The following is a 24,748-nucleotide window of genomic DNA, read 5'->3' as shown; positions in this document are numbered from 1 at the left end:
GGATAAAAAATTATCCATTCATATAAAAAATAATATTATTTTGCCTACTGTGTTTAATGTTGTTAGCTCATGCGATTTATAAAGCAAACAAAGCTTTTCTTTAGAGAGGGGAATTCGGACAAGACCTATGAGATTGATTTATGTGAAGTTGGCCCCGGACAATATGTAGTTAACTTCCGCTATGGTAAGCGGGGTAGCGCATTAAAAGAAGGTAGTAAAACAGTGTCCCCGGTGGATCTGCCATCAGCCACCGCCATCTATGACGCCCTGGAAAAAGAAAAACGCTCCAAGGGGTACAGTGCCGAGCAGGATGCCGGACCGGTAGCTGAATTTGTTGCTCCTGATACATCACAGGTGCAAAACCCTGTTCACGTAGCCATGCTGAAACGCCTGGAATATGCACTGAAAAGGCATTCCAAATTCAAAACAGAATGGAAGACATCCCGTGTCATCTGGAAAGCCGGTGAGTTGCGTCTCAAGGAAGCCGCTCCCTATATCGCTAAATTGATCGAGCGGGAGGATGCCATGCAGCGTTATGCGTCCTTATGGGCCTTGGGGCGCTGCGGTAGCGACGCCGACGTCCCTACACTGAAAGCATACGCGGAGAATAGCAGCTATCCTTACTACCATCGGCAGATTGCCGTACATGCACTGCTACTCCTCCTGCCTGAAGAAGAACGTAAGCATTATATAGTGCAGATTGAAAAGGGACTGCTTCCGGAGTTCCAGGAAGCAGTGAAATCTGGTAGCAAGCAGCAACTGAAGCAACTACTGGAAGAAAGGGTAAAGCTATTGGTACAACCTGCCTATCCTTTACTGGAAGATCTGTACATAGTGAGTATTGCCAATCCAACCGTACGGGAAGTCTTATTGCATTTCCTCGGCACATTACCATTGAAAATCAACTTCTTCCAACATATCCGTCACCTTTTCAAACAGGCTGAATTAAGAGATGATCATGAACTGGTCTCACTGTTGACAGAGCGTTTTGAAAGGGAACAGGAAAACCCGGGAGATGGGTCTTACTCCAACAAAAAGAATAAACCATACAGAAAGAATACCCGTCTTTATCTGCGGCGCCGTGTATTGCGGAGGTTAAAACAAATGGGCAAACGCGATGATATTCAGTATGTGAGGTTCGCCACCGCGATGTTATTACAATATGATGTAACCAAACATACCGGTCCCATTACCCAGACTTACGGGTGGAGCGGTGCCCCTTACAATTCCATCTACAGCCCTGCTACTACCAATCATCCGGCGAATGCCAAAGCAGTATTACTAAACTATATCCTCCAGGGTAATAGTAAAGAGCTTCAACTGGTACCAGAAGGAACATTATGGATGAAAGCATCCAATAATACTACTGGTTCCAATCAGCCAAAGCAGGAGAATAAAGGAGAAAGCCTGCTGAAGAAAGTAGCCTCTCTGTTCCGTAGCCGTAAACACAATGATGTACAGCCGGCTATCTCGGCTGAGCAAGTTGTTAGAAATTCCGATGCTGATAGTGAAGTACCCTTCCTGCATCTCTGGCGACAACTCCCACAGGCATTCATTCAGCTGCTGGTAAAAGGCAAACTCGATGAGATCCATGACTTTGCCCTGCATCAGTTGCTGCAACATCCTGACTATAACACCTTGAAGGAAAAGATGGACAGCCAGGTAATACGTGCCTTGTTGGGCAATCCTTTCCGCCTGCCACAGGAATATGGTTTGCAGCTGGCCCGCGAGAAGTTTGATATCAATAATCCTTCGCTGCCTATTATACTGGCCCTATTATATAGCACCTCCGCTGAAGCACGCGGGCAAGGCATGGAATGGGCAGCCGCAAGACCAGACCTCTGCCTGGCAGATGTTGACTTCATCCGTGAACTGATCTTCTGTCCGTATGAAGACGTACGTGCTTTCGCAAGAGTGCAACTGGCACAGGTGAAATTGCCGGAAGAGAAAGTCAGACTGCTGGCTGGTAAAACCATCGCTTATCTCCTTTCTTTCAAAGATGCTGACAATCAGATCAACGATACGCTGACAGACGGCTGCCGTATCCTGGAACAATACTTCGGGGCTGCGCTGATGCACCTTGACTTTAAGATCATTGAAGACCTGTTGCAAAGTCAGGTAGCCGCAGCACAGGCATTTGCCGCGCGATTGCTGCTGTTGAAAAAGCAGGAGGTTAAACTGGATCATATTACCGACAGCCTGTTGCATAGTTTACTGGAACATGCCTATCAACCTGTAAGAGCTGCCGGTATTGACGTTATCACCGCGATCAGTGAAACAGAACTGGTAAAACGTCATGGACTACTGTTCTACTGCTGCACGGCTCCTTATACGGATGTACGGAATGCTATACGCCCATTGCTGAAACGCCTTGCGGAAAAGTATGCCGCGCTGGCCGTATGGCTGGTCAATGAACTGGTGCCACTACTAATGCGTAAGGAAACTACTGATGGCCTGCACGCAGACCTGGCACTGGTATTAAGCAATGAACTGGTGGGGCATCTTCAGGATATTGACCAGGCCACCGCTTTACGTTTATTGTATTCCAATTACCGTCCTGCCCAGGCCTTCGGAGTGCTGGTGCTGGAAAAATATATCCCTGCAGAGAACCTTACCATCAAACAGGTCATTGCTGCCGGTAATCATGAATTGCAGGCAGTAAGGGAATGGTGCTGGCGGTTCTTCGAACAGCACGTTACACGCATCCGCTATGAAAGAGACGCTGCTGTTACCCTGCTGGACGCCACCTGGGATGATACCCGCGCCTTTGCAGCTGAATTCTTCCGGACGAAATTTGAAGCGACTGACTGGTCGCCTGAATCGCTGGTCGCTATTGCCGACAGTGTGAATCCTACTGTTCAGGCTTTCGGACGTGAATTGCTGACCCGCTTCTTCCGTGAAGAAGATGGTCCTGTTTACCTCATGAAACTCAGCCAGCATCCTGGGGTGGCCATGCAGTTATTTGCGACCAATTACCTGGAGAATTATGCAGCCGGTAACCTGTCTTATCTGAAGGAACTGGAACATTATTTCAGGTCTGTATTATCGAGGGTCAACAAAGCACGCGTGGCTAAGGAGCGGATCTTCAATTTTCTGGAGAAAGAAGCGCTGCAATCGCAGGAAGCAGCTACCTACATAGGAAACATTATTGCTGATATATCGGCTACAGTGGCTATCGGCGACAAAGCACGCTGTATTGCCATTATGCGTAATATTCATCAGTCATATCCCGGGCTGGACCTGCCGGTACGATTTACAGCATTTCCTGTGAAACAATCTTAAACCCCTGAAGATGTTATTTAACTACAGATATAGCGGACAAACCGAGGTTTATAGCAATGCCACATCAGCTGGGATCTCTTTTGCACCTGATACCCATCGTGAGCCGACATTCTTTGCCGGTAAACTGCGTAAGAAAATCGCTTTTCGCGAAGCTATTTCTGCTTTGCATGATGTAGTGGTCTCCGACCTTCGTTTCAAACCTAAGGATAAAACCGCCTATAAGGAATGGGCCGCCCAGCAGGAGTCGATGTGGCTGGCTGAATATATGGGGCATTATGATGCTGCCGCTGCCAATAACCGTATCACAGCGCTGAACGAGGAATTACGCAGCATCTTCCAGGAGAAAGAAAGGGTGAAGGCGCCTTACTACAAAGCGCGCAAGGCATACTTTGATTACCTGTACCAGAAAGACAGGGATGCCTGGTTCGTACTGGACCCTGTCATCAGCGTACATCCGGATGAGATATTCTTCGAATGCTTTAGCCAGGACGAATCTGCCTATGGTAAACTGAGCGCCAGTTATAATGTATTCAAAGAGGTGAACGAGTTCAAATGTGGTACTACCAACATAGACTACTCCGCCGCACTGTATAATGAATTCCAGAAGATCCGCGATTATAAGGAAACCACCTTCACCGTAGATCCTGCAGGCTTCTCTGTACAGACCACACAGGAAGAGATGTTCCGTGAAGTGAAGATAGACCTGCCGGATAGCTGGGTACGCGGATTCCTGCAGGTAAGTTCTGCCATGACGTTGCCTGCTGCCAGCTTTGACCTGCATCCTATGGATGTGTACAACTTCTGTAGCTGGCTGCGCAGGTTCAAAGAGAAAAAAGGTCCTCGTTCCATCCGTTTTGTGCTGGACCCGGGCAAACCTGTGAAAGCCATATTCGAACCCTGGAATAAAGAGATTATCTGTGCACGTTCTATTTATACCGGTCCACAGCGCAGGGAGATCCGTATCTGGGGCCGCAGGCGCCTGCTGATCCTCGAACGCCTTATCCCGGTAGCAAAGAAATTCACGGTACATCTGACAGGAAGCGGATTACCTTCTTTCTATGTAGCAGACCTGGGTGATATGCAATTCACATTGGGCCTTTCCGGATGGACAGCCAATGACTGGTCACGTGCCGGCCAGTTTGACCTGATGGCGCCAAGAGCTACAGTGGAAGATGCCACCAAGCTCCGTGTATACAGTGAGCTACAACAGATGTGGATGGGCAAACCGGAAGAAATATCCGCAAGAACAGGTGTATCTGTTCCTGAAGTATTGGCCACCCTGGGTATTTATACGCAGGCAGGAAAAGTCATCTACGATCTGCATACCGGTTTATACCGCTTACGTGAACTCAGCAGAGAACCTTTACCCCTGGATCAGTTAAGGTTCTCCAATCCGAAGGAAGAATCTGCAACCCGGTTGATGAAGGAAGGCAAGATCACCTTCTCAGCACAGCAGGTACCATCAGTAGGATTACAGGTAGAAGGACAGATCACCGCAGAACGCCGTACATACCATCCTGTTATCGTCATAGATGGCGATGAAAGGATGAGCACAGGGCATTGTGATTGTTATGATTACATCACGAACAAGCTTTATAAAGGGCCCTGTGAACATATGCTGGCACTGCGTATGACACATGAAAAGAATAAAAGTAACAATAACGCATAAGCGGAGTAAAGGAAGATGAGGATGTAGAAAGAAATGAAAGAAAAAAAAGCAATATGTATTTGTTGTTTAAATAAATCTCTCTATCTTTCGATTCAGAAAAAAAGATCTTTGTAAAGAGGAAAGTTTGCACTTGCGCCTGGTTTCAGGAAGAGTGATGTTTCGTCACTCAGGTAACATGACATTATCATGCTTCACTAAATGCAATCTTTACTTTGGGCGGGGCGTACCTACCAGTAATTTACGGTACGAGCCCCGGGGGCTCCAAATTACCGGTAGGTACGCCCCGCCCTGGAGTTGATTGATTTAGTCAATGGCTTGCACGAAGGCTATTTCCTCTTTACATTGGTTTTCTGTTAAACCCATCTTCTCTTCTTCCTCCCCGCTTATTCATCAACATACCAGCTTTTATCAGCAATAAACCGTCTGAAAGATTATGGCAGAAGGATTGACGCGTCAGCAGTTATATGACCGTATCAGAGCATCCACCAGAGATGAAGTCATCCTGGAAGAAATGACCCGCCTTGGTTTCTGGAAAAAAAATACACTGATGCCTTCCCCTTCGGAGGTATTGATACATAGGGAGGCCGACCTTACCAGAGAACTTAACAAGTTAATGGAAGAGAAACGCCGTTACCAGAACCGGGAAAAGATGCTGATCGAAATGCGTAAGCAACGCATGGCGGCAGCGAAAGCAAAAAGAGCGGAGACCAAACTGCGCAACGAAGAAAAGCGTAAAGAGAAAGCTGCTCAATGGGCTGAACAGAAAGAAAAGCAGATCGTATACCTGGGAGAAGATGTATCCCAGGGCCTGAATAAAACTGTTTCTGATACTGAACGCCTCACTGCGACAGGTCTGCCTGTCTTCCACGACGGCGTTGCGCTGGCAGCTGCAATGGGTATCAGCATAGGTAAATTACGCTTCCTGGCCTTTAACAGGAAAGTGGGACATATCACACATTATAAGCGGTTCTATATACCGAAAAAATCCGGTGGTAAACGCCTGATCTCCGCTCCCATGCCACAGCTCAAAGCTACACAGCACTGGATACTGGAGAATATCCTGTATAAAGTACCCAACAGCGACGCCGCGCATGGCTTTGTGCCAGGAAGGTCCATCGTTACCAATGCTGTACATCACGTAGCACAGGATATTGTCATTAATATCGATCTGCGCGACTTCTTCCCCACTATTGAGTACAAACGTGTGAAAGGCATGTTCTGCAAACTGGGTTACAGCGAACAGGTAGCCACTATACTCGCCTTGTTGTGTACAGAACCGGAAGTTGACCAGGTAGCGCTTGATGGAAAGGACTATTATGTAGCTAATACCAACCGTCATCTGCCCCAGGGTGCCCCTTGCAGTCCTGCTATTACGAATATTATCTGCTTCCGCCTGGACCGCCGTTTTGAAGGTCTTGCCCGCAGGTTCAATTATACTTATACCCGCTATGCGGATGATATGACCTTTTCTGCCAAGGAACCTGCTGCTGACGACGCAGGAAAACTGATATGGGGTGTAAAACAGGTGGTAAAGGAAGAAGGCTTTGTGATCCATCCTGACAAGTTAAAGGTAATGCGTAAGGGCGATAAGAGAGAAGTAACCGGTATTGTGGTAAATGATAAGTTGAGCCTGGACAGGGAAACATTACGGAAGTTCAGGGCACTGCTGCACCAGATATCAGTATCAGGATTAACAGGTAAACAATGGGGTAAAGGTAATATCGTTAGCAGTGTGGAGGGTTATATCAACTATGTATTGATGGTAAAACCTGAAGCCGGCAAACAGCTGAAAGATAAATGGCGCCTATTGCTGAACCGGGATGATATCAAAACACAGGTACGCGCTGCTGCAACACAATCAGATGCGCCTCCGGCACCATCTTCCAGTAATGAAAATAATACGACTAATGACGGAGAGAAGCCCTGGTGGGATATCTTATAACAGCTTATAATAGCAAAAAGCCCCGTATACTTCATGTATACGGGGCTTTCTTATGATAGAGGATTAGTAAATCTCTGATCGTAAAATTAAGCAATTTTATTGATTAAATGGATGCATATCTATCATCGTATCATTTCTGTAGTAAGTACCCAGTTGTCGCTGACCTTTTTCGTTATAGGTGATCGTTGGTCCATCCTTCTTCTCACGCTTATAAAATTGTACGGCGGCTATCTGTTGATTGTAGTTAAAGACCTTTACATAAGAACGCGATGTATCTTTCTTATGCGTATAAACTTCCGTTTTCAGATAAACTCCTCCCTGCCCCTGTAATGTCTGTGTAAGTTTATAATCTGCCGTATCAGCCAAAGCATATGGATCGTCGGTGTGGGGCTTTGCGGATTGTTCACATCCGTAACAGCTGAATAGCGCAGCAATAGTAATGGATAAGTAGTATTTCATATTGAGGTATTATCGCAGCAATCTATTTAGTTTTTCTGAAAATGACATTTACAAGGGGAGAAATTTTAAGTCGTTAACAACCAATTAACTTTTTCTTCAGCACATTAAACTATTTTAGTCAGGTGTATGTTAATTAGCTATCATATAGCACTCGTTTTAATCTTATCTTATTTATATCAGGGACAATAACCGAATCTGTACGCTACGACAACTCAAGATTGTATGACTCCAACTACGCTAGTATCCCCTCTATCCTGGCATCGGCAGATGCAGGAAGAGCAACCAGTTTATTTTGATCCATCATTCAGGTTCTATTTTGGTGGCCAGGGCGCCTGGCAAGTATTTCATCACAAAGATGTACAAAGGGTCCTCAGCGACTATGAAGTTTTTTCCAATGAGTACATGCCTAAGTCGGATGATAATCTGCTTGGCAGCAATCTGAACCAGACAGATCCTCCACGTCACCGCCAGCTGCGCGCGCTGGTAACAAAGGCCTTCTCTCCATCCATTATCTCCAGACTGGAAAGTTGGATCCGGCAGGAATGTAATGAACTCCTGGAACCTCACCTGCAAAAAGGCGAAATGGATTTCGTAAAAGCATTCTCTATTCCACTCCCAGGCAGGGTTACCGCACAATTACTGGGGGTGCCTGATCAGGACCATGATCAGGTGAATGCCTGGATCAATGCTATCTCCAGCGATCCTGCAGTAATAGGCATGGATGCTTATTTCCAGGCCCAGCAGGAAATGGGCAAACTATTTATGACCTTACTGGAAGAAAGATCCAAAGAGCCACGCGCTGATCTTATCTCCCATCTATTACAGGCTGAAGTAGATGGAGAAAGACTCAGTATGCCCGACACACTTGCCTTCTGTATAGCCCTCCTGATAGCAGGTAATGAAACCACCAATGGCTTCCTTGCCAACGCTATGTACACCTTCGCGACCATACCTGCAGTACAGTTGCATCTGATGAACAACATGCAGCTCCTCCCCGCCGCCTTAAATGAAGTGTTACGCTATGAGCCCCCGGTTCAGAGCATGTGCCGCATCGCTAAGATGGATGTGGAGCTGGGCGGACAGCTCATCAAAAAAGGAGATTTTATGAACGTATGGCTGACAGCAGCCAACCGTGACCCATCCGTATTTACTGACCCGGATACCTTTGAAATCAACAGGGACAATATCAAAATGGTGAGCTTCGGACATGGTCCGCATTACTGCATCGGCGCCATGCTGGCCAGAATGGAAGCAAAGATCGCTTTTGAGATCGTCTTTGAAAAGATGAAAAACATACAACTGAAGCCGGGCACTACTCCCAACAGGAATCCCAGTACCATCGTGGCAGGATTCCTGGACTTGCCTATTGTATTTGAACAAAAATAATATGATTGAGTACTAAAGGAAACAACGTAAAAAGTATACTCATTATACTAAGTAATATAATTTGAATGTATGTAAATTGCAGGTGGAACTGGCCCCAAAATTTTCGAACTATACCCACTGCTTACAGACAGACTAGCTACTAACTGACATCCGGATTGAAAAAACTTGACAGCAAGGAACTAAGTACAAGTTGGGAACCTGTATTATTCCGTAATTGTATGTCCCCTTATTAACGTAAATGATTGGTGCATGAATCTATTACAACTACTAACCACAGCTGGCTACAGTAAAGTACATGACGAAGACAAGAGACGCACGATCAAAATAGTGAATACCCTTTCACTCGTTACCGCCGCCATGTCGGGTGCGTTCGGCCTCGGCTGCTTTATTACTACAGGCAATGTCGCTATTTCAGCCCCGGCTGTGATAGAATGCAGCCTGTTATCGGCTATTATTCTCATGAATGGTCTGGGCCAGTACACGGCCGCCGGAGTATCGCTGATCATTATCAATAATGTCAGCATCCAGTACTACAGCGCTATTATGGGAAGAGTCACCGAAGTACATCTCCTGTTCATCTTCCTCGTAGGACTTTCCCTCCTGGTATTTGAAAAGGATAAACCGAGACGCGTCTTCAGCATCGCTTTTACTATTTTTGCCTTTCTTATCGGCGAGATCAACATGTATAACGGTTTCATTTCTCCCGTTGTACCTCCTGAAGATCATACAAACGCCCAGTTCATTATCAGATGGGTCACCATTCCCAGTATCCTGATCCTCGACCTGCTGGTCATCTACTATTACGTGAGGAACATCGAAAGACTCAGGATGCGGGAAATGTTGCATGTCCAGGAAATGCTGGACACCGTAAAAGAACATAACAGAGATCTCGAGATCCTTACCGCACAACTGGCCAAAGCCACAGATGCCAAGACTGTCTTTGTACGGGAAACCAGCCATGAGATCCGTACCCCCCTGAATGCCATCTTTGGCATCAGTCAGCTGTTACAGCTGAAAGTGGAACAGGACCGCTCACTGGCCCCTATCCGCCAACTGGCAGACCATCTATATGCCGCCAGCTACAATACGCGCGATATCATCAACAATGTGCTGGAATTCTCCCGTATAGAAGCCGGTAAGCTGGATACCCCACAGGCAGGCCCACTGAATGTAAAGGAATGGATGGAGGGTATCATCAACATGCATCAGTATGTAGCAAGTGTGAAGACCGTAAAGGTCAAAGCCACGCTTGATCCCGAGATCCCCCAGCTGATCATGGGCGATAAGATCCTGCTGACCAAAACGCTGAACAACCTCTTATCCAACGCTATCAAATTCACCCGGCAGGAAAGTACGGTAACACTCGACGTCTTCCAGAATGAGTACAAATGGTGCCTGCAGGTAACTGATCAGGGCGAAGGTATCAGCACTGAACGGCAGTCTACTATTTTTGATGCATTCGTGACAGAAAGGAATATCTTCCTGGAAGGTACCGGCCTGGGATTGCATATTACACGTCACCTGGTCACTTCTATGGGTGGAGAGATCAAAGTCTACAGCAAAATAGGTAAAGGCACGACCTTCACCGTTATCCTTCCGCTGAAGATACCCTCAGCAATATGTAATAATGCAATAGATAACGACAGCAGATCTGTGGCATTGACAGATACCAGCATCCTCATCATAGAAGATGATAAAATGAGCCAGATGGTATTATCCCGTTTCCTCAGTGGTATGGGCAGCCGTATCATATTGGCAGCTGATGGTCTGGAAGGATTACTGCTGGCAAGGGCTTCAAGGCCGGATATCATCATCCTGGATTCCCATATTCCGGGTATGAGCGGTAAAGATACATTAGCGCAGATCCGTACAGACGATGTGCTGAAAAATGTGCCTGTAATCATCGCCAGTGGTGACGCCTTTAAGGAAAACAGTGAAGAGCTTTTACAGGCAGGAGCAAACGAGTATCTTGTAAAGCCGATAGATTTCAAGGTGTTGCATAGTACACTGTCCAAATACCTGAGAGCAAACGCCCACCCCTGATTCCCCCTATAATCAGCGATGGGCGTTCTGTTAAATCATGCTGTTTCCAGCATGGTAAAATGATACCTTTCCGTATCTTTTACACTCCAGTCAATATTACCTTTCATCATTACAGCCAATGCATCAATGTAACGGCGTAACTCAGCATCAGTGATTGCGCCGAAGGACGGTAGCCGGCGGGACAAACGTTCAAACGCCCTCACCTGTTCATCATGTATCTGTACCGTGGCTGTAATGGCTTCATCAATTGTGCAGTCCCTGGTATTACGGATCAACATCACAATATTCATTTCATCGCCCTGTTCCAGTTCCTTATTGAATGAAAACAGGTCATTGGCCCAGCAGATCGTGTTGCTGCAAAGTTGTATCAGCTGCTGCACAGTGCCATCAAGAAATACATAGTCTGGTAAGGAAAAGCCTTCAATGGCTTCCAGCAGATAGGCAAAAAAACTGGCTCCGCTGAAAATAGGACGCCATTTCATATACTCTTCCAATGTTGGCAACTGAGCACGGCTTACCTGCTCAATGCGCCATAGATTGGCTGCAAACGCCTGCTGCAGGCTTTCAATAAAACGTACCTGCCAGCCAAGATTTCCCAGCTTACGGATCCTTCTCCAAAAGTCGCTCACTGCGCTCAGTACAGGGCCGCCTTTTTCGAAGGAAATCTGCCTGTTGTTTTTCATAATACCAATCAGTGCATGAACAAGCCTTTCAAACTGTTCGCTTTGCTTTATCACATCAGTACCTTCACCATGTTCATCAAACTGGTCGTCGAGTACAAACAGTAAAGTGTTGAGATCAGCCGCAATGCTCAATGCATGCAGATCGGCGGTTGGGAACATCCTGGCCACCATCCAGGTAAATCTTTGTCTGTGATAATAAGTCCACGTTTCTTCATTAGGAACGAGCTGGTGTTTTTTTACCCAAAGAGTAGTGTGTCTGTCTGCTTTGTCTACATGAGGATTAAGGGCAATCGGAAAAGGGCAGTATAAGCCCGGCAACTGATGTGTGTACATAATAGGAAGAATTGAGTTTTAGATAATGAAAATGAACGAACACTACACAGGGGGGCTTGTGAATCACATGACAAAGTAAGAGACCCAGTCAGGGCTTATTGCATACACTGCAGACAGGATTTATACAGCGTAACGGAATATACATGTTTATGGAGAATAAATCAAATACTTGCACAACTCTGATCAGGCTGATTTTTCAGTGATCATAAAACAATTAAAACAATTGTAGTGAAGATAATCAGGAATGATAACCAGTAAGGATAATTAGTCTCTGCAGATAGCCTGTACATCGTCCATAATTACAATTACAAAAAGCACATTGGGGGCATAATAATGTACACGCTTAATTATAGCAGCGACAGCGGAAGTAGCACCGGTTTCAGATGGGAATGGCGGGCCTTCGGCTCTCCGGTGACACGACCGGTGCTGCCCAATAGATATCCCAGCCCTGACTCGCATGACAACGCTCAATAGCATTCCAGAGAGGCGCCGACCGCCATCCCATACTGAAACCGAAGCTACTTAGCGTAAACCAGAAGAGGATGCATTCAAACAGCAATTGAATACATCCTCTTCTGATTATACGGGGCTTCTTCTCAGAACTTCACCCAGGCAATACACGCCTTCTTCTCCTCTCCTTTCCGCGTGATCATGATAGTCGCATAAGTATATTTCTTCTCATCGTAATCGGATGCTCCCAGCATACAATAGTATCCCTTGAAGGTTTCAGGCGTACCAAATAAAAACAGTCTTTCCTGGCTCACATCAGTACATCTGTAACAAACCGCATTTGCCTCCGTCAGATATTTCAGCGGCTTTTTATCCTGGTAAGTACCCCCCTGATCCAGGTAAGCGAGATAGTCGTTGAAGATAATATAGGTCGCTTTAGACGTTGGCAGATAATCATACGACAAATAAGGCGTCGTGTTCAGTACCTGTATCCTGTTTCGGAAGAACCACTGCCCTTTCTCTTTCCGATGAAAATATAAGGGCTCATACGTCCCATTAGCTACCTGCATTTTTATCAATCCATAACCGGATTGCTCATGTCCACCGGCGTCAATATTGCTGACACCAATATCGTTCATATTCGTATGGGTCTTATTCCATGCGTTGCTGCCGGGAGTAGTAAACTGGTCCATAGTTTCCAACAATACCGTGCTGCTGCCATCTTCATGTGTGATCAGGGCCTGCGGCTGACCGGTATAAGCACCGGTATATTTCATCTTTTGTTGTGCAAAGGCGCTGATCTTATCCGTTGCCAGCAGCTGATTGGCTTTAAACGCCAGCGTACCCGCATCCAGGTAGTTCATGTAAGTGCCCGGAACAGCAGTTTTAGCCGACTGGTTATCGGTGGTGGTCAGCAATACCTGCAGGCCGTTCACCGCAGACGCGTATTGCACGGAAGCATGAACATCGGTAAAGTTAGCCGTATAAGGCAACATGGTATGCGTGAAACTGCTGTCATTTTTGCCAATAGCAGATATCACGACCACTACGCTCGTATCTTTCAGGCTCCTGCGATTGTTAAGTGCTACAGTAGCCAGGTATATTTTCTCTCCACCCTGTACTGCCATATCCATATAGCCCAGGTAAGGATAGTTCTCTTCGGAAACAGCATAGAAACTACGCCTGATCAACTGATGTTCCGGCGTAAAATGAAGTATCTGTACCCTTTCTGCGGAAGATTCCCTACGTTGCAATTCTCCACCGGCAAAAGAAGCCACCGCATAGTAACCGCTATTTGGGTCTTTGGATACATAGAAATCATGCGAAGCAAAATTATCCTGCACCATCACATCCTTGTGCAATACAGTAGGCAATTCACCCAGCTTATCTTCCTGTATGAGTTTACCATTGCTGCCATCCAGCACCAGGCGATACAGGTTCGGTTTGAACTTTACCAGCTGTTGCAGGAAGATCACCACCTGGTTATTGATAGAATAGATCCCGTCAATTTCAGTATCATTCAGATTGGAAGCATCCCATAACTTTCCCCTGATCACCTCTGTAGCGGCAACGGCACGCTGCTCGTTATAAATATTCGCTATGATGCCCTGCTTTTTGTCAAAATGCAGGTAACAGGTATTCCCGCCAGGTAGCAGCACAATCTTGTCAAACCCCTCTCCAGGCTCCGGAAACGTAGGGCTAAGCTGTACTGACGGTGCGGGTGTATTTGTTTGTGCAAAAGAGTGGCTGGTGAATAGCAGGAAAAACAGGCCCATGCCTGTCCGGAAAATTTTCATAGGTTATAGGTTAAAGTCTATCGTTCTGACAGTAAAGATATAATATTTTTCAAATGTGTGTTGGCCGCTAGACAAATTGCACCGTCCTTTTTGCTTTTTCTCTACTTGCTTAACAGCATTATCTTATATTTATGGCTATTTCCAAATCGAAACGCTAATGACAATCAACAAAATCCTGCTCTGCTCTGGTTTTCTGCTGGCATGTTTTGTCCATGCTGCAGTAGGACAGACAACGGCGACTTCAAAGTATGACCAGCACGAGGCTTTTAGTCCCCTGTTTTATCCTACCAACGGCAACGAGTATCGCAGCGCTTCCGGCGCCCCTGGCCACAAATACTGGCAGAACAGGGCGGACTACACCATCAGCGCGGTCCTCGATACCGCTACTCATCGTATCAGTGGTTCAGTAGCCATCACATACAAGAATAGCAGCCCTGATAAACTGCCTTTCCTCTGGCTGCAGCTCGATCAGAACATCTACCGGGAAGACTCCCGTGGCGCAGCTACCACCGTGGTAACAGGCGGCCGTTTTGCCAACCGTTCCTTCACAGAAGGTTATAACATCAAAGCGGTAAACGTAGTGATCAACGGTAAGAAAACAGCCGTAAAATATAACATCACAGATACCCGTATGCAGCTGATCCTGCCGGAAGCCCTGAAAGCAGATGGCGCCGTTGCAAAGATCTATGTAGACTACGCATATGAGGTCCCACAATACGGTACTGACCGTACCGGGCGTCTGAATACACGCTACGGATGGATCTATGAGGTGGCACAGTGGTATCCACGTATGGAGGTATACGATGATATACTGGGCTGGAACTCCATTCCCTACCAGGGTGCTTCGGAGTTTTACCTGGAATATGGCGACTTCGATTATACCATCACGGCTCCTGCCGGCATGATAGTAGCTGGTTCCGGCCAGTTACAGAATGAGGCGCAGGTACTGACGCCTAAACAACAGGCGCAACTGGCAAAAGCGCGGAACAGCGACAAAACTGTTATGATCAGAGACAGCGCTGAAGTGGTAGCTGCACAACCAAGAGGCGGCATGCACTCCTGGCATTTTATCTGTAAAAATGCACGCGATGTGGCCTGGGCAGCTTCTACTGCATTCGTATGGGACGCAGCCCGTATCAACCTCCCAAGCGGCAAAAAAGCACTGGCACAGTCAGTATATCCTGTAGAAAGCATTGTAACGCCTAATGGCTGGGCCAGATCTACAGAATTCGTAAAAGGTTGTATAGAGATCTACTCCAAACAATGGTTTGAATATACCTATCCCGTAGCTACTAACGTGGCTGGTATCGTAGGTGGTATGGAATATCCCGGTATCGTATTCTGCTCCCACAGAAGCACTGGCGGTGGATTATGGGGTGTAACCGATCATGAATTTGGTCACAACTGGTTCCCGATGATCGTAGGTTCAAACGAAAGGAAATACGCCTGGATGGATGAAGGCTTCAATACGTTCATCAACGATGGTTCCGGTAAGGTGTTCAACAATGGGGAGTTTTACCAGAAACAACAGGGACAGTCAATGGGCCGCGCCATGAGCGGAGATCCTATCATGAGCACTCCCGACGTGATCCAAAGCAGCTACCTGGGTATTGCAGCTTATTACAAACCAGCTATGGGACTTAGCATCCTGCGCGATTATGTACTCGGTAAAGAACGCTTCGAATATGCATTCCGTACTTACATAGAACGTTGGGCATTTAAACATCCTACACCATGGGACTTCTTCCGTACCATGGAAAACGTAGCTGGTGAAGACCTGAGCTGGTTCTGGAGAGGCTGGTTCCTCAACAGCTGGAAGCTGGACCAATCAGTGAAAGATGTAAAATATGTAAACAATGATCCTGCTAAAGGCGCATTGATCACCATAGAAAACCTCGAACAGATGGCACTTCCGGTAGTTCTTGCTATCACCGACAGCAAAGGAAATACCGACACAGTAAAACTGCCTGCAGAAATCTGGCAACGCGGTTCCACCTGGACATTCAAACAAAATTCAGACTCCAGGATCACCAAAGTGGTAATAGACCCTGACAAAGCGTTCCCGGATATTGATCCGTCCAACAATATCTGGGCAGGCGGCTCCAAGAAAGTACCAGCTAATGTTACCGCAAAAGACGTTCTCAACAAGTACCTGCAAGCCATTGGCGGTATCGATAAGGTAAAAGCGATCAAAGACCAGGTGACCACTGCTACAGGCACTGTGCAGGGCACTGAGATCAAAATGACAAGGAAATTCAAATCGCCCGACAAATTCATGCTGGATGTATTCATTCCTATGATGAACGTTCATGCTACTAAACTGGTTGTAAACGGAGATAGCGTTTCTGCTATACAGATGGGCAACCCTGTTCCGGTAGATGCGGCGTCAAGAGAACGCATCAGAGCGAATCTTGCCCTGATCCCTGAAGTAGATTACCTGAAAGATGGTGTTGAGATACATCTGTCGCCCAACATTGTAACTGACGACAACGGTAAAGACACTTATCTCATCACCGTAAAAGAAGATGATGATCTGGTTACCGAACTTTATTATGATGTTGCCACAGGCTTCCTCGTAAAGAAAATAAGCCGCAATGGAGAACAGGAAACCGGCGCCATTGAAGCAAGTGATTACAGAGAGGTAAATGGTGTGAAATTCCCTTTCCTGCTGAAGAATAACATCGGTGGACAACAGATTGATTTCAAGGTAGACGACATCAAAATAAACAGCGGTATCACGGATACTGATTTTAAATAACGTATACAGAAAAGATTATTTGTTGAGGGAGAAGCCCTTCTGGTGATAAGTACTCATTATCACCAGAAGGGCTTCTCCCTTTGGCTTTTTTTGTTGGTAATTATTTATATTGTGGATTATTATTCGGCCATAACTAAACAGGACAACTTTTATATCATATAGATTTTATATTATAGAGACCTATAACAACACTAACAAACCCCGGAAGTAATTCCAGTAAACCCGATTGCGAATGAGTATAAAGGGGATATTTCGAGCAGTTACCCTGATTGGTGCAGATACCCTTGATTTAAACGAAAGGAGCAGGATCATTAAAGTAAACATTCTTGCCATAGTCACCGGTGTAATGGCACTATTCTTTGGGACATTCTTCTATATTGTCTCCGGAAAGCTTGGTCTTTTCCTGGGTACTTTCGTAGAAGGATCGGCCTGTTTCTACGTTATATTCCTCAATAAAAAAAGGAAGTACGACATAGCTGCATTCTATCTGCAGATGATCCATAATGCAGCTACATTCTACTTTGGCTGTCTGCTCGCGGGTGTTGTAGAAGCCAGTTTGCTGGCTATATTCCTGATAGGTACTTCCCTGCTCATCGTAAAAGATAAAATGTTCCGTACTACCTGCATTGTAGTAGCGCTGATCACGCTGATTATGCTGGAAGTAAACCGATTGGCAGGTATCATTCCCCCATATGATTTTACCCCTGTAAGCAGGATCATCATTCATTATTCTGCTATCCTGGTTATTGTATCGCTGAATATTCTCATCATCATGTTCTATGTAAAACATAACGATGAATTGCTGAACGCACAGAAAGAGCATAGTGAGAACCTGGAAAAACAAGTGCAGTTCAGAACCGGCGAACTGGAAAAGGCCAACAACTACAAAAGTGTTTTTCTCCGGGAAACCAACCATGAGATCCGCGTACCGTTGAATGCCATTTATTCCATCAGCCAGTTATTGCTGATGGATGCGAAGAATAATAATGATACGGCCTATATAAAGCAGGCGGAACATCTTTGCGCCGCCAGTCATCATGCACTGGATGTGATCAATAATGTGCTGGAATTATCAAGAATAGAAGCTGGCAAGCTGCATGAGGTACATAATGAAGCCTTTGCAATAAGAGGTTTACTGAACAATATCGTAGATACGGGCCAATATATCGCCAAAACAAAAGGCGTACGCATTGTGCTGAATTATAACAAACGGAAACTCCCTACACTCCTCGTAACAGATAAGGTCAAGCTCACCCAGGTCATCAACAACCTCTTGTTTAACGCAGTAAAATTCACGGCAGATAACAGCACGATCACCTTATCGGCTACCGTTGAAAATGACACCTGCAGTATCAAAGTAAAAGATCAGGGAGAAGGCATCAGTGAGGACAAGATAGCGCCTATCTTCGATCCTTTTATTACCGGATGGAACAGCTTTTCCGGTGGCACTGGCCTGGGACTGCACATTGCGCGGCACCTGGCTACGCTCCTGGGAGGCGATATTTCGGTAGAGAGTGTAGTAGGTAAAGGAACCGAATTCAGTTTTACGTTTCCGTTACAGGCCTGTGCTGTACCCGTTGCTCAGGAAGAAGTACCTGAAACACACACAGACAACGCTGTCTACACCGGTGTGAAGGTGCTGGTTATAGAAGACGACGATATGAGCCGGATTTATTTGACGCAGTACCTGCGCAGGCTCGGATGTGAATTGGAATCCTGCGGTACAGGCGCAGACACGATAGAATTATTGCATCATTATACTCCTGATATTATCCTGGCAGACAGGCATTTACCAGATATGGAAGCCGGAGAGATCCTGGCCTATGTAAGAAGCACTCCTATGCTCAGCAGAGTTCCTGTGATTGTCATTTCAGGCGATGTTTTCGAAGAAGACAGGATCGCCACTATCGAGGCAGGTGCTACTGCCTATCTGATCAAACCGGTCGATTTTAAACTACTGAATGTTGCACTCAAACAATGCCTGAATAGCCCGGCATTGTTATAAGCTTTTCTTCTCCCGATTCCTGACTACCCTGGTACAGGCCGCACAACTACTCATCTTCCTCAATTTCACGTCATTTGACTGCGATTATGTCGCGTCATCAGAGTACATTTTTGTCTGAATTAGTTTTTTACTCCTCTCACTTTTTAAACCCAATTTTTATGCAACCAATTAACGTTCCGTTACTCAATTGCCCTTTTGAGGCCAAAATCAGTCCATTCGTATCAGAAATTGACCAGCACACATCTGCGTGGCTGCAGGAATTCAATCTGTTACAATCTGACGAGGCGTACGACCGCTTCCGTAAGTACAAATTTGCATGGATGACTGCCCGCACCTACCCGGATGCAGAGCTGGACTTCCTGTGCACGGCCAACGATCTGAACACCTGGCTCTTCGTACTGGACGATCTGCTGGACCATGTTACTCCTGAAACAGCAGGGTACCGCGAACAGGGCTATCTGCAACAAGTGATCACAGATTTTGTGAACGTGCTACGGTATGACAAATTCGTTGGCCGGGATATTAATCCTGTGCTGGCCGCCCTCAGCGATTTCTGGAATAAGATGCGGCAATTGAGTACTGTATCGTGGCAGTGTCAGTTCACCCTTAGTCTTAAGGCGACCTTCGAAGCAGCCGTCTGGGAAGCTGAAAATGCAAAACAGCGGAGGCATCCATCCGTTTTCCAGTACATGCAGATGCGTCCGTTCTTTAGCGGCGCTAATCTGGGTACAGATATGCTGGAAGTAGCGGCACAGACCTACCTCCCCATTTTTGTACTGCAGAATGAGCAGTTCCAGAAGCTGGTAGATCTTGCACGGCGGGCAGTATGCTGGGCCAACGACCTCTTCTCCCTGTCCAAAGAACTGGCTCACGGAGATGATCACAACCTTGTGGTGGTAATTGAACATGAACAGCAGATCAGCCTTGAGGAAGCCATTGCCGAAACAGCGGCTATCCATAACCGGGAAATAGCGCTTTTCAACGAGCTGAGAACGCAACTACCTTCCTTTGGCTCACACATTGACTATTCCATCCAGCGTCACCTGGATGCATTAGGTACAATGGTACGGGGTTTTATGGATTGGTCCATTTATGACACTGCCAGGTATGAATTCAATTACACGGCCAGATAAGACCACTTTCCCCTGGCGGGAACCTTTTCCTGCCAGGTACCTCTCCTCATCATTCGTCCTCCTGCAACTTATCCGGTTCTTCTCCTGACACTTCCATTTCATAGCAATTTGTTAACCCTCCAAAAGTCTGATAATCAATATATTTTAAAAAGTGTTCAGTTTCTGCTTGGTAATGTTTAATATAATTTTATATATTTAATGTTGTTGTAGTGCGGGAGTAATGCCCCTCCCCTGTGAAAAAACCTAAGGCCCTGGAGTTATCGTGACAGATTGAACCTTGAATTTATTGAAAACAAGAACCTGAGTTTTAATCATATATAATAATCCTGCTATCATGAAAGTATCACCCATTAGCTTTCCGAGCGTTTTCGAAACTGCGTATGGTAACACAGAAAATTCCTCAAAAGACTTATTGAATGGCCTGAAGATCAAAAAAGATGAGAATTGGTATATCGTCGGAAACCTGGCAAGGCGTGGCGGGATCAATCCCGGTCGTATCACCAATGCCGCTCCACAGGAGGATGATTATGAAATCCTCTTCAAAGCAGGACTGGTGAACGTGCTGGATAAAGTACAGCAACCATTGTCCATTACAATGGGCTTTCCTTTTTCTACTTACAATATCTACAAAAGCGCAGCAGAGAACTTTCTGAACAAGCGTCATTTTCTCATAGAATACGATACTCATACTTTTAACAATAAAGGCGCCATCAAAAAAGGGATGCTGGACATTGAACGGTATGAAGTGATCCCCGAGATTGTAGGTGGTATCATCGGCCTGAAGAAGACCGTCAATGATCCTAAAACCGAAAATTTCATCGCTGTCAGCTTTGGCTTTGGTACCATTGAAGGCGGTATGGCAACAGCTGATGGTCTCATTCACCGTACCTGCTTCAGCTCTCACGGTATTAAATATGCCATTAACAACCTGGCCCGTGAGCTGAACAAACAGTACTACCTGGACATGAAAAATGAGCACCAGCTGGACGATGCTTTCATGAAAGGTTCTATCTTTACCAACAGGAAACGCATTGATCTGAAGGATGTACGCAAGGCTTTATTGACCCAGTATTATAAGGAAGTAGTCTCTCCGCTGATGAGAAACTATTTTACCGACCAGGACTTTGAAAACTGTAGCAAGATCTACCTGATGGGTGGAGGTGCATACTACCGCGAACTGACGGACGCTTTTATGGAAGAGTTCAAAGACTTTATTCCTGTAGAAGTAGCGCCTAATCCTGAAAATCTTGTAAGCATCGGCTATCTGTACAACTCATTGAGAATATCAGACGATAAACATCATCGCAGCGTGGGACTTGACCTTGGCAATGCGTCCTCGATCATTTCTATTTTTGAAGAAGAAACTTTATCTGCTGTCTCAAACTTGTGATGTGCTTCCCTTGAAAGACTTAATTAAAAGGGCTTTTGGAAAGGACATGTTTCTGATCCCAAGCCAGGTGTCCGTGCAGGGCGCTGTCGAATCCACTATTCCCGGACGTATTGATGGTAACATAAGAGGCGATGTCCGGACTGAGGGCATGCTGGTCATAGGTAAAAGCGCAAACATCCGCGGTAATATCTATGCAACAGATCTGGTTACCTACGGTAAAGTCTATGGGGATATTATTGTGACCAACAAAGCTGTCATCAGCAATAAAGCATATGTAAAAGGTGATGTGACCGCATTGGTGTTGGAAGTGGAGCAGGATGCCGTTATTGAAGGCGCTATCCGTAAGCATCCAACCGAAGCCGATGATGTTGTTCCCCCACCTGTTGAAGAAGATGTTGAAAAGCCACAGCCGGCTGAAGATGAAGAGCAGGCGAGTTCGTGGTTTTAAGAATAGTTTAGATGATCAATTACAAGTTTGGATGAGGACCTACGCTTTAGCGTACGACTTGCTCATTGTAATTGATCATTTTTTATTAACTCCTCAACTTCGCTCTCTCATACTGCACTGGCCAAACGAATGACTCATCCTTCAACTCATGCGCCGCACGCATAGGAAAATATGGATCCCTCAAAAACTCCCTCGCCATCACCACCAGATCAGCTTTCCCTTCTGCAATAATCGACTCCGCCTCTGCTGCTGTGGTAATCATTCCAACTGCACCAGTCAATATACCGGTCTCCTTACGGATATGCTCAGCAAACGGCGTCTGATACAAGGGCCCAACAGTTATTTTCTGATGATGCACTAACCCTCCTGAGGAGGTATCAATAAGATCTACGCCTTTATTTTTTAGTATGCGCGCCAGTTCCGTGCTGCTCTCCAGGTCCCAGCCACCATCTGCCCAATCCGTCGCAGATAGCCTTACAAACAGCGGATAATCTTCCGGCCAGACTTCTCTCACAGCTGCCACCACTTCCAGCAATAACCGTATCCTGTTCTCAAAACTACCGCCATATTCATCCGTCCGTTGATTACTAAGCGGAGACAGGAATTCATGAAGGAGATATCCATGCGCACCATGCAGTTCTATCACTTTGAACCCCGCTTTTAATACACGTACGGCAGCATCTTTAAAATCAGCGATCACTTTATGAATACCTGCTGTTGTCAAAGCAATAGGTTGCCCATATTTCTCTGAGAAAGGAACAGCACTGGGAGCATAGATCTCTTCCCAACCTCCCTTATCAGCGGGTACCAGTTTGATGCCTTTCCACGGTACATCTGTGCTCGCCTTTCTTCCGGCATGCGCGAGTTGTATACCAGGCACTGCACCATGAGCAGAAAGGAAGCTGGTGATCCTTTCCAGATTAGGAATATGCGCATCGTCCCATATACCGAGATCGGCAGGTGATATCCGCCCCTCCGGACTAACTGCCGCCGCTTCTGTAATAATCAGCCCTGCCCCGCCAACTGCACGGCTTCCTAAATGCACCAAATGCCAGTCATTGGCAAAACCATTTTCTGAACTGTACTCACACATCGGAGAAACCGTGATCCTGTTCCTGAATGTAACATTCCTGATCTGTAAAGGAGAGAAAAGTGCTGCCATCAATCTGTTGTTTTGTTTACGTTTTTAGTCACAAAAGGTAAGAAATAATACAAAACAAAAACCCCCAGGCATCGCCTGAGGGTTCATTGCTAAATGTATGAAAAAGCAAGCTTAGTCGATACGTCTAACGTTAACGGCATTCATACCTTTCCTACCTTCCTGCAGCTCGAACTCTACTCTGTCATCTGCCTGGATTTCGTGAATAAGACCGTTTACGTGTACAAAAGTCTCTTTATTGGACTCTTCATGTTTAATGAAGCCAAAGCCTTTTGTCTCGTTAAAGAACTTTACAGTTCCCTGGAATTTTGTGTTCATTTGTACTATTTGAAAATTTGTAAAGATTGAAGGTAACTCATAAAACATTCTGTACCAAATAAAACTCATTATTTCTCAATATTTTCCTCTATTGCCCGGTATTATAAGTTTAACATATTTATAACATTTTTATATATGGATTCTTATGTCTACTTTGTGCCTGTGCAATACGGGGATGTAACTTTTTTTGAATTTGAACGACTCAACTTCTTCTTCAGTTCTGTCATCAATTGCCAACTATTACCACCTACAACAGATTCGCGAACTAAATTCTCTTTTTAAGCTTTTTTATGGCCAAAGTTACATTCAACAACAAAAAGGCACTCTTCTTCCAATCGCTGAAAGCCTCGGTAGAAGAATACTTTGTAGAAAACAACATTAAAAAAACGGGCAACCGGCATCTTTACATAAAGACAATTGTACTGATCCCACTGGCAGTGGTGCTCTATCTTTCTCTTCTCACCTTTCCAATGTCCGCATTACTAGGCACTGCCCTCTCGGCAATACTGGGCTTTGTCCTGGCCTGTATCGGTTTTAATGTCATGCACGACGCATGCCATGGTAGCTATTCAGAAAATTCAAGAGTGAACAATCTCCTCGGACTCACACTGAACGCCCTGGGAGGAAATGCTTTCATCTGGAAACAGAAACACAATGTGATCCATCACACCTATACGAATGTAGACGGTATGGACGATGATATCGCGAAGAGTCCGTTAATGCGCCAGTGCAGCACACAGACCTGGACACCGGCTCACCGTATACAGCACATTTACGTTGTGGCGATATACGCGATCTCTTCCTTTGCATGGGTATTTATTATGGATTTTGTCAAATACCTTAGCCGCAAAGTATATAGAACACCGCTGCAGCCAATGAAGATGAAAGATCATGTGACGTTCTGGGCCAGCAAGGTGCTGTATCTCATATTTTATGTGGCCATCCCGGTTGCCGCAGTTGGCTGGCAGGCTTGGGCGATTGGCTTTACCGCGATGCACATAGTGATGGGCTTTACATTGGCCATCGTTTTCCAGCTGGCACATGTGGTAGAAGAGACTAATTTCGAAGTAGTCGGCGACGAAGCGAAAGTGATCGAGAACGAATGGGCGATCCATCAGATCAATACCACTTCCAATTTTGCCCCTGGCAATAAGATCATCTCCTGGTTTGTCGGCGGACTGAACTACCAGGTGGAACACCACCTGTTCCCCCGTATCAGCCACGTACACTACCCTGAAATAAGTAAGATCGTCGAAGCCAAATGCGCTGAGTTCAACGTACAATATAACTGCCTGCCTACCATGACATCTGCCGTACGCTCCCACTTCCGCTTTATGCGCGATCTTGGTAGGAAACCGGTTCCGGCATTGGCTGGTTGACATAGGCAATTAATTGCTTGACACAATCAAGCACCTAACAAAATATGCCTTAACTTCGTCATAATCAGGTACAAACAATGTTTCACCTATGTTCATCTTACGTTAATCCTACGTT

16 protein-coding genes are annotated in these 24,748 nt (G+C 45.8%); 11 read left to right on the top strand and 5 right to left on the bottom strand.

The features are described from left to right. Positions 1 to 69 precede the first annotated feature (69 nt). From CLV42_RS21245 to CLV42_RS21235, 3 genes are all read left to right on the top strand, one after another. The gene (locus tag CLV42_RS21245) at positions 70 to 3,282 is read left to right on the top strand and encodes a HEAT repeat domain-containing protein (RefSeq protein WP_106603947.1); all 3,213 of its coding nucleotides are present in this window, start codon (positions 70 to 72) and stop codon (positions 3,280 to 3,282) included. Positions 3,283 to 3,292: 10 nt separating this feature from the next. Next, complete coding sequence (locus CLV42_RS21240; RefSeq protein WP_106603946.1) at positions 3,293 to 4,951, top strand: hypothetical protein; 1,659 nt, start codon at positions 3,293 to 3,295, stop codon at positions 4,949 to 4,951. A gap of 433 nt (positions 4,952 to 5,384) precedes the next feature. Continuing rightward, positions 5,385 to 6,893, top strand: a complete 1,509-nt coding sequence (locus tag CLV42_RS21235; RefSeq protein ID WP_106603945.1) for a reverse transcriptase family protein — start codon at positions 5,385 to 5,387, stop codon at positions 6,891 to 6,893. Between the two features lie 96 nt (positions 6,894 to 6,989). On the opposite strand, the gene CLV42_RS21230 is transcribed toward CLV42_RS21235, so the two are convergent. Beyond that, complete coding sequence (locus tag CLV42_RS21230; protein WP_106603944.1) at positions 6,990 to 7,352, bottom strand: hypothetical protein; 363 nt, start codon at positions 7,350 to 7,352, stop codon at positions 6,990 to 6,992. A 222-nt stretch (positions 7,353 to 7,574) separates the two neighbouring features. On the opposite strand from CLV42_RS21230, the gene CLV42_RS21225 reads away from it, so the two are divergent. Together CLV42_RS21225 and CLV42_RS21220 are read left to right on the top strand one after the other, a co-directional pair. Continuing rightward, on the top strand, positions 7,575 to 8,738 hold the full coding sequence (locus CLV42_RS21225) for a cytochrome P450 (protein WP_106603943.1): 1,164 nt from the start codon (positions 7,575 to 7,577) through the stop codon (positions 8,736 to 8,738). Between the two features lie 249 nt (positions 8,739 to 8,987). After that, the gene (locus CLV42_RS21220; RefSeq protein ID WP_106603942.1) at positions 8,988 to 10,781 is read left to right on the top strand and encodes an ATP-binding protein; all 1,794 of its coding nucleotides are present in this window, start codon (positions 8,988 to 8,990) and stop codon (positions 10,779 to 10,781) included. Between the two features lie 35 nt (positions 10,782 to 10,816). Here the strand turns inward: CLV42_RS21220 and CLV42_RS21215 are convergent, their stop codons facing one another. After that, entirely contained in the window at positions 10,817 to 11,797 is a 981-nt protein-coding gene (locus tag CLV42_RS21215) for a terpene synthase family protein (RefSeq protein WP_106603941.1), read from the bottom strand. A 596-nt stretch (positions 11,798 to 12,393) separates the two neighbouring features. After that, positions 12,394 to 14,043, bottom strand: coding sequence for a hypothetical protein (locus CLV42_RS21210; RefSeq protein WP_106603940.1), 1,650 nt, complete (start codon positions 14,041 to 14,043; stop codon positions 12,394 to 12,396). Positions 14,044 to 14,200: 157 nt separating this feature from the next. On the opposite strand from CLV42_RS21210, the gene CLV42_RS21205 reads away from it, so the two are divergent. The 5 genes from CLV42_RS21205 (at position 14,201) to CLV42_RS21185 (ending at position 21,777) form a co-directional block, all read left to right on the top strand. After that, a complete protein-coding gene (locus tag CLV42_RS21205; RefSeq protein ID WP_170117593.1) occupies positions 14,201 to 16,801 on the top strand; it encodes a M1 family metallopeptidase in 2,601 nt (866 codons plus the stop codon). Positions 16,802 to 17,033: 232 nt separating this feature from the next. Further along, the gene (locus CLV42_RS21200) at positions 17,034 to 18,806 is read left to right on the top strand and encodes an ATP-binding response regulator (RefSeq protein ID WP_106603939.1); all 1,773 of its coding nucleotides are present in this window, start codon (positions 17,034 to 17,036) and stop codon (positions 18,804 to 18,806) included. A 158-nt stretch (positions 18,807 to 18,964) separates the two neighbouring features. Beyond that, the gene (locus tag CLV42_RS21195; protein WP_106603938.1) at positions 18,965 to 19,939 is read left to right on the top strand and encodes a terpene synthase family protein; all 975 of its coding nucleotides are present in this window, start codon (positions 18,965 to 18,967) and stop codon (positions 19,937 to 19,939) included. A 334-nt stretch (positions 19,940 to 20,273) separates the two neighbouring features. Further along, the gene (locus CLV42_RS21190; protein WP_106603937.1) at positions 20,274 to 21,329 is read left to right on the top strand and encodes a ParM/StbA family protein; all 1,056 of its coding nucleotides are present in this window, start codon (positions 20,274 to 20,276) and stop codon (positions 21,327 to 21,329) included. A 46-nt stretch (positions 21,330 to 21,375) separates the two neighbouring features. Beyond that, the gene (locus CLV42_RS21185; RefSeq protein WP_170117592.1) at positions 21,376 to 21,777 is read left to right on the top strand and encodes a bactofilin family protein; all 402 of its coding nucleotides are present in this window, start codon (positions 21,376 to 21,378) and stop codon (positions 21,775 to 21,777) included. An 85-nt stretch (positions 21,778 to 21,862) separates the two neighbouring features. Here the strand turns inward: CLV42_RS21185 and CLV42_RS21180 are convergent, their stop codons facing one another. Together CLV42_RS21180 and CLV42_RS21175 are read right to left on the bottom strand one after the other, a co-directional pair. Next, positions 21,863 to 22,939 carry an NADH:flavin oxidoreductase/NADH oxidase gene (locus CLV42_RS21180; RefSeq protein WP_106603935.1) on the bottom strand — a complete coding sequence of 359 codons (1,077 nt, stop codon included), beginning with the start codon at positions 22,937 to 22,939 and terminating at the stop codon, positions 21,863 to 21,865. Positions 22,940 to 23,050: 111 nt separating this feature from the next. After that, positions 23,051 to 23,254 (bottom strand): cold-shock protein, encoded by a 204-nt coding sequence (locus CLV42_RS21175; protein ID WP_089836665.1) that lies wholly within the window; start codon positions 23,252 to 23,254, stop codon positions 23,051 to 23,053. Between the two features lie 290 nt (positions 23,255 to 23,544). On the opposite strand from CLV42_RS21175, the gene CLV42_RS21170 reads away from it, so the two are divergent. After that, positions 23,545 to 24,633, top strand: coding sequence for a fatty acid desaturase family protein (locus CLV42_RS21170; RefSeq protein WP_106603934.1), 1,089 nt, complete (start codon positions 23,545 to 23,547; stop codon positions 24,631 to 24,633). Positions 24,634 to 24,748: the final 115 nt, after the last annotated feature.

Source organism: Chitinophaga ginsengisoli, from assembly GCF_003014595.1.
Lineage (GTDB): Bacteria > Bacteroidota > Bacteroidia > Chitinophagales > Chitinophagaceae > Chitinophaga > Chitinophaga ginsengisoli.
This window is presented reverse-complemented; position numbering and strand designations above follow the sequence as displayed.

Bases quoted from the DNA above. Each gene is read 5' to 3' on its own strand.
- CLV42_RS21245 (WP_106603947.1), top strand. From the start codon at position 70: ATGCGATTTATAAAGCAAACAAAGCTTTTCTTTAGAGAGGGGAATTCG.
- CLV42_RS21240 (WP_106603946.1), top strand. From the start codon at position 3,293: ATGTTATTTAACTACAGATATAGCGGACAAACCGAGGTTTATAGCAAT.
- CLV42_RS21235 (WP_106603945.1), top strand. From the start codon at position 5,385: ATGGCAGAAGGATTGACGCGTCAGCAGTTATATGACCGTATCAGAGCA.
- CLV42_RS21230 (WP_106603944.1), bottom strand. From the start codon at position 7,352: ATGAAATACTACTTATCCATTACTATTGCTGCGCTATTCAGCTGTTAC.
- CLV42_RS21225 (WP_106603943.1), top strand. From the start codon at position 7,575: ATGACTCCAACTACGCTAGTATCCCCTCTATCCTGGCATCGGCAGATG.
- CLV42_RS21220 (WP_106603942.1), top strand. From the start codon at position 8,988: ATGAATCTATTACAACTACTAACCACAGCTGGCTACAGTAAAGTACAT.
- CLV42_RS21215 (WP_106603941.1), bottom strand. From the start codon at position 11,797: ATGTACACACATCAGTTGCCGGGCTTATACTGCCCTTTTCCGATTGCC.
- CLV42_RS21210 (WP_106603940.1), bottom strand. From the start codon at position 14,043: ATGAAAATTTTCCGGACAGGCATGGGCCTGTTTTTCCTGCTATTCACC.
- CLV42_RS21205 (WP_170117593.1), top strand. From the start codon at position 14,201: ATGACAATCAACAAAATCCTGCTCTGCTCTGGTTTTCTGCTGGCATGT.
- CLV42_RS21200 (WP_106603939.1), top strand. From the start codon at position 17,034: ATGAGTATAAAGGGGATATTTCGAGCAGTTACCCTGATTGGTGCAGAT.
- CLV42_RS21195 (WP_106603938.1), top strand. From the start codon at position 18,965: ATGCAACCAATTAACGTTCCGTTACTCAATTGCCCTTTTGAGGCCAAA.
- CLV42_RS21190 (WP_106603937.1), top strand. From the start codon at position 20,274: ATGAAAGTATCACCCATTAGCTTTCCGAGCGTTTTCGAAACTGCGTAT.
- CLV42_RS21185 (WP_170117592.1), top strand. From the start codon at position 21,376: ATGTTTCTGATCCCAAGCCAGGTGTCCGTGCAGGGCGCTGTCGAATCC.
- CLV42_RS21180 (WP_106603935.1), bottom strand. From the start codon at position 22,939: ATGGCAGCACTTTTCTCTCCTTTACAGATCAGGAATGTTACATTCAGG.
- CLV42_RS21175 (WP_089836665.1), bottom strand. From the start codon at position 23,254: ATGAACACAAAATTCCAGGGAACTGTAAAGTTCTTTAACGAGACAAAA.
- CLV42_RS21170 (WP_106603934.1), top strand. From the start codon at position 23,545: ATGGCCAAAGTTACATTCAACAACAAAAAGGCACTCTTCTTCCAATCG.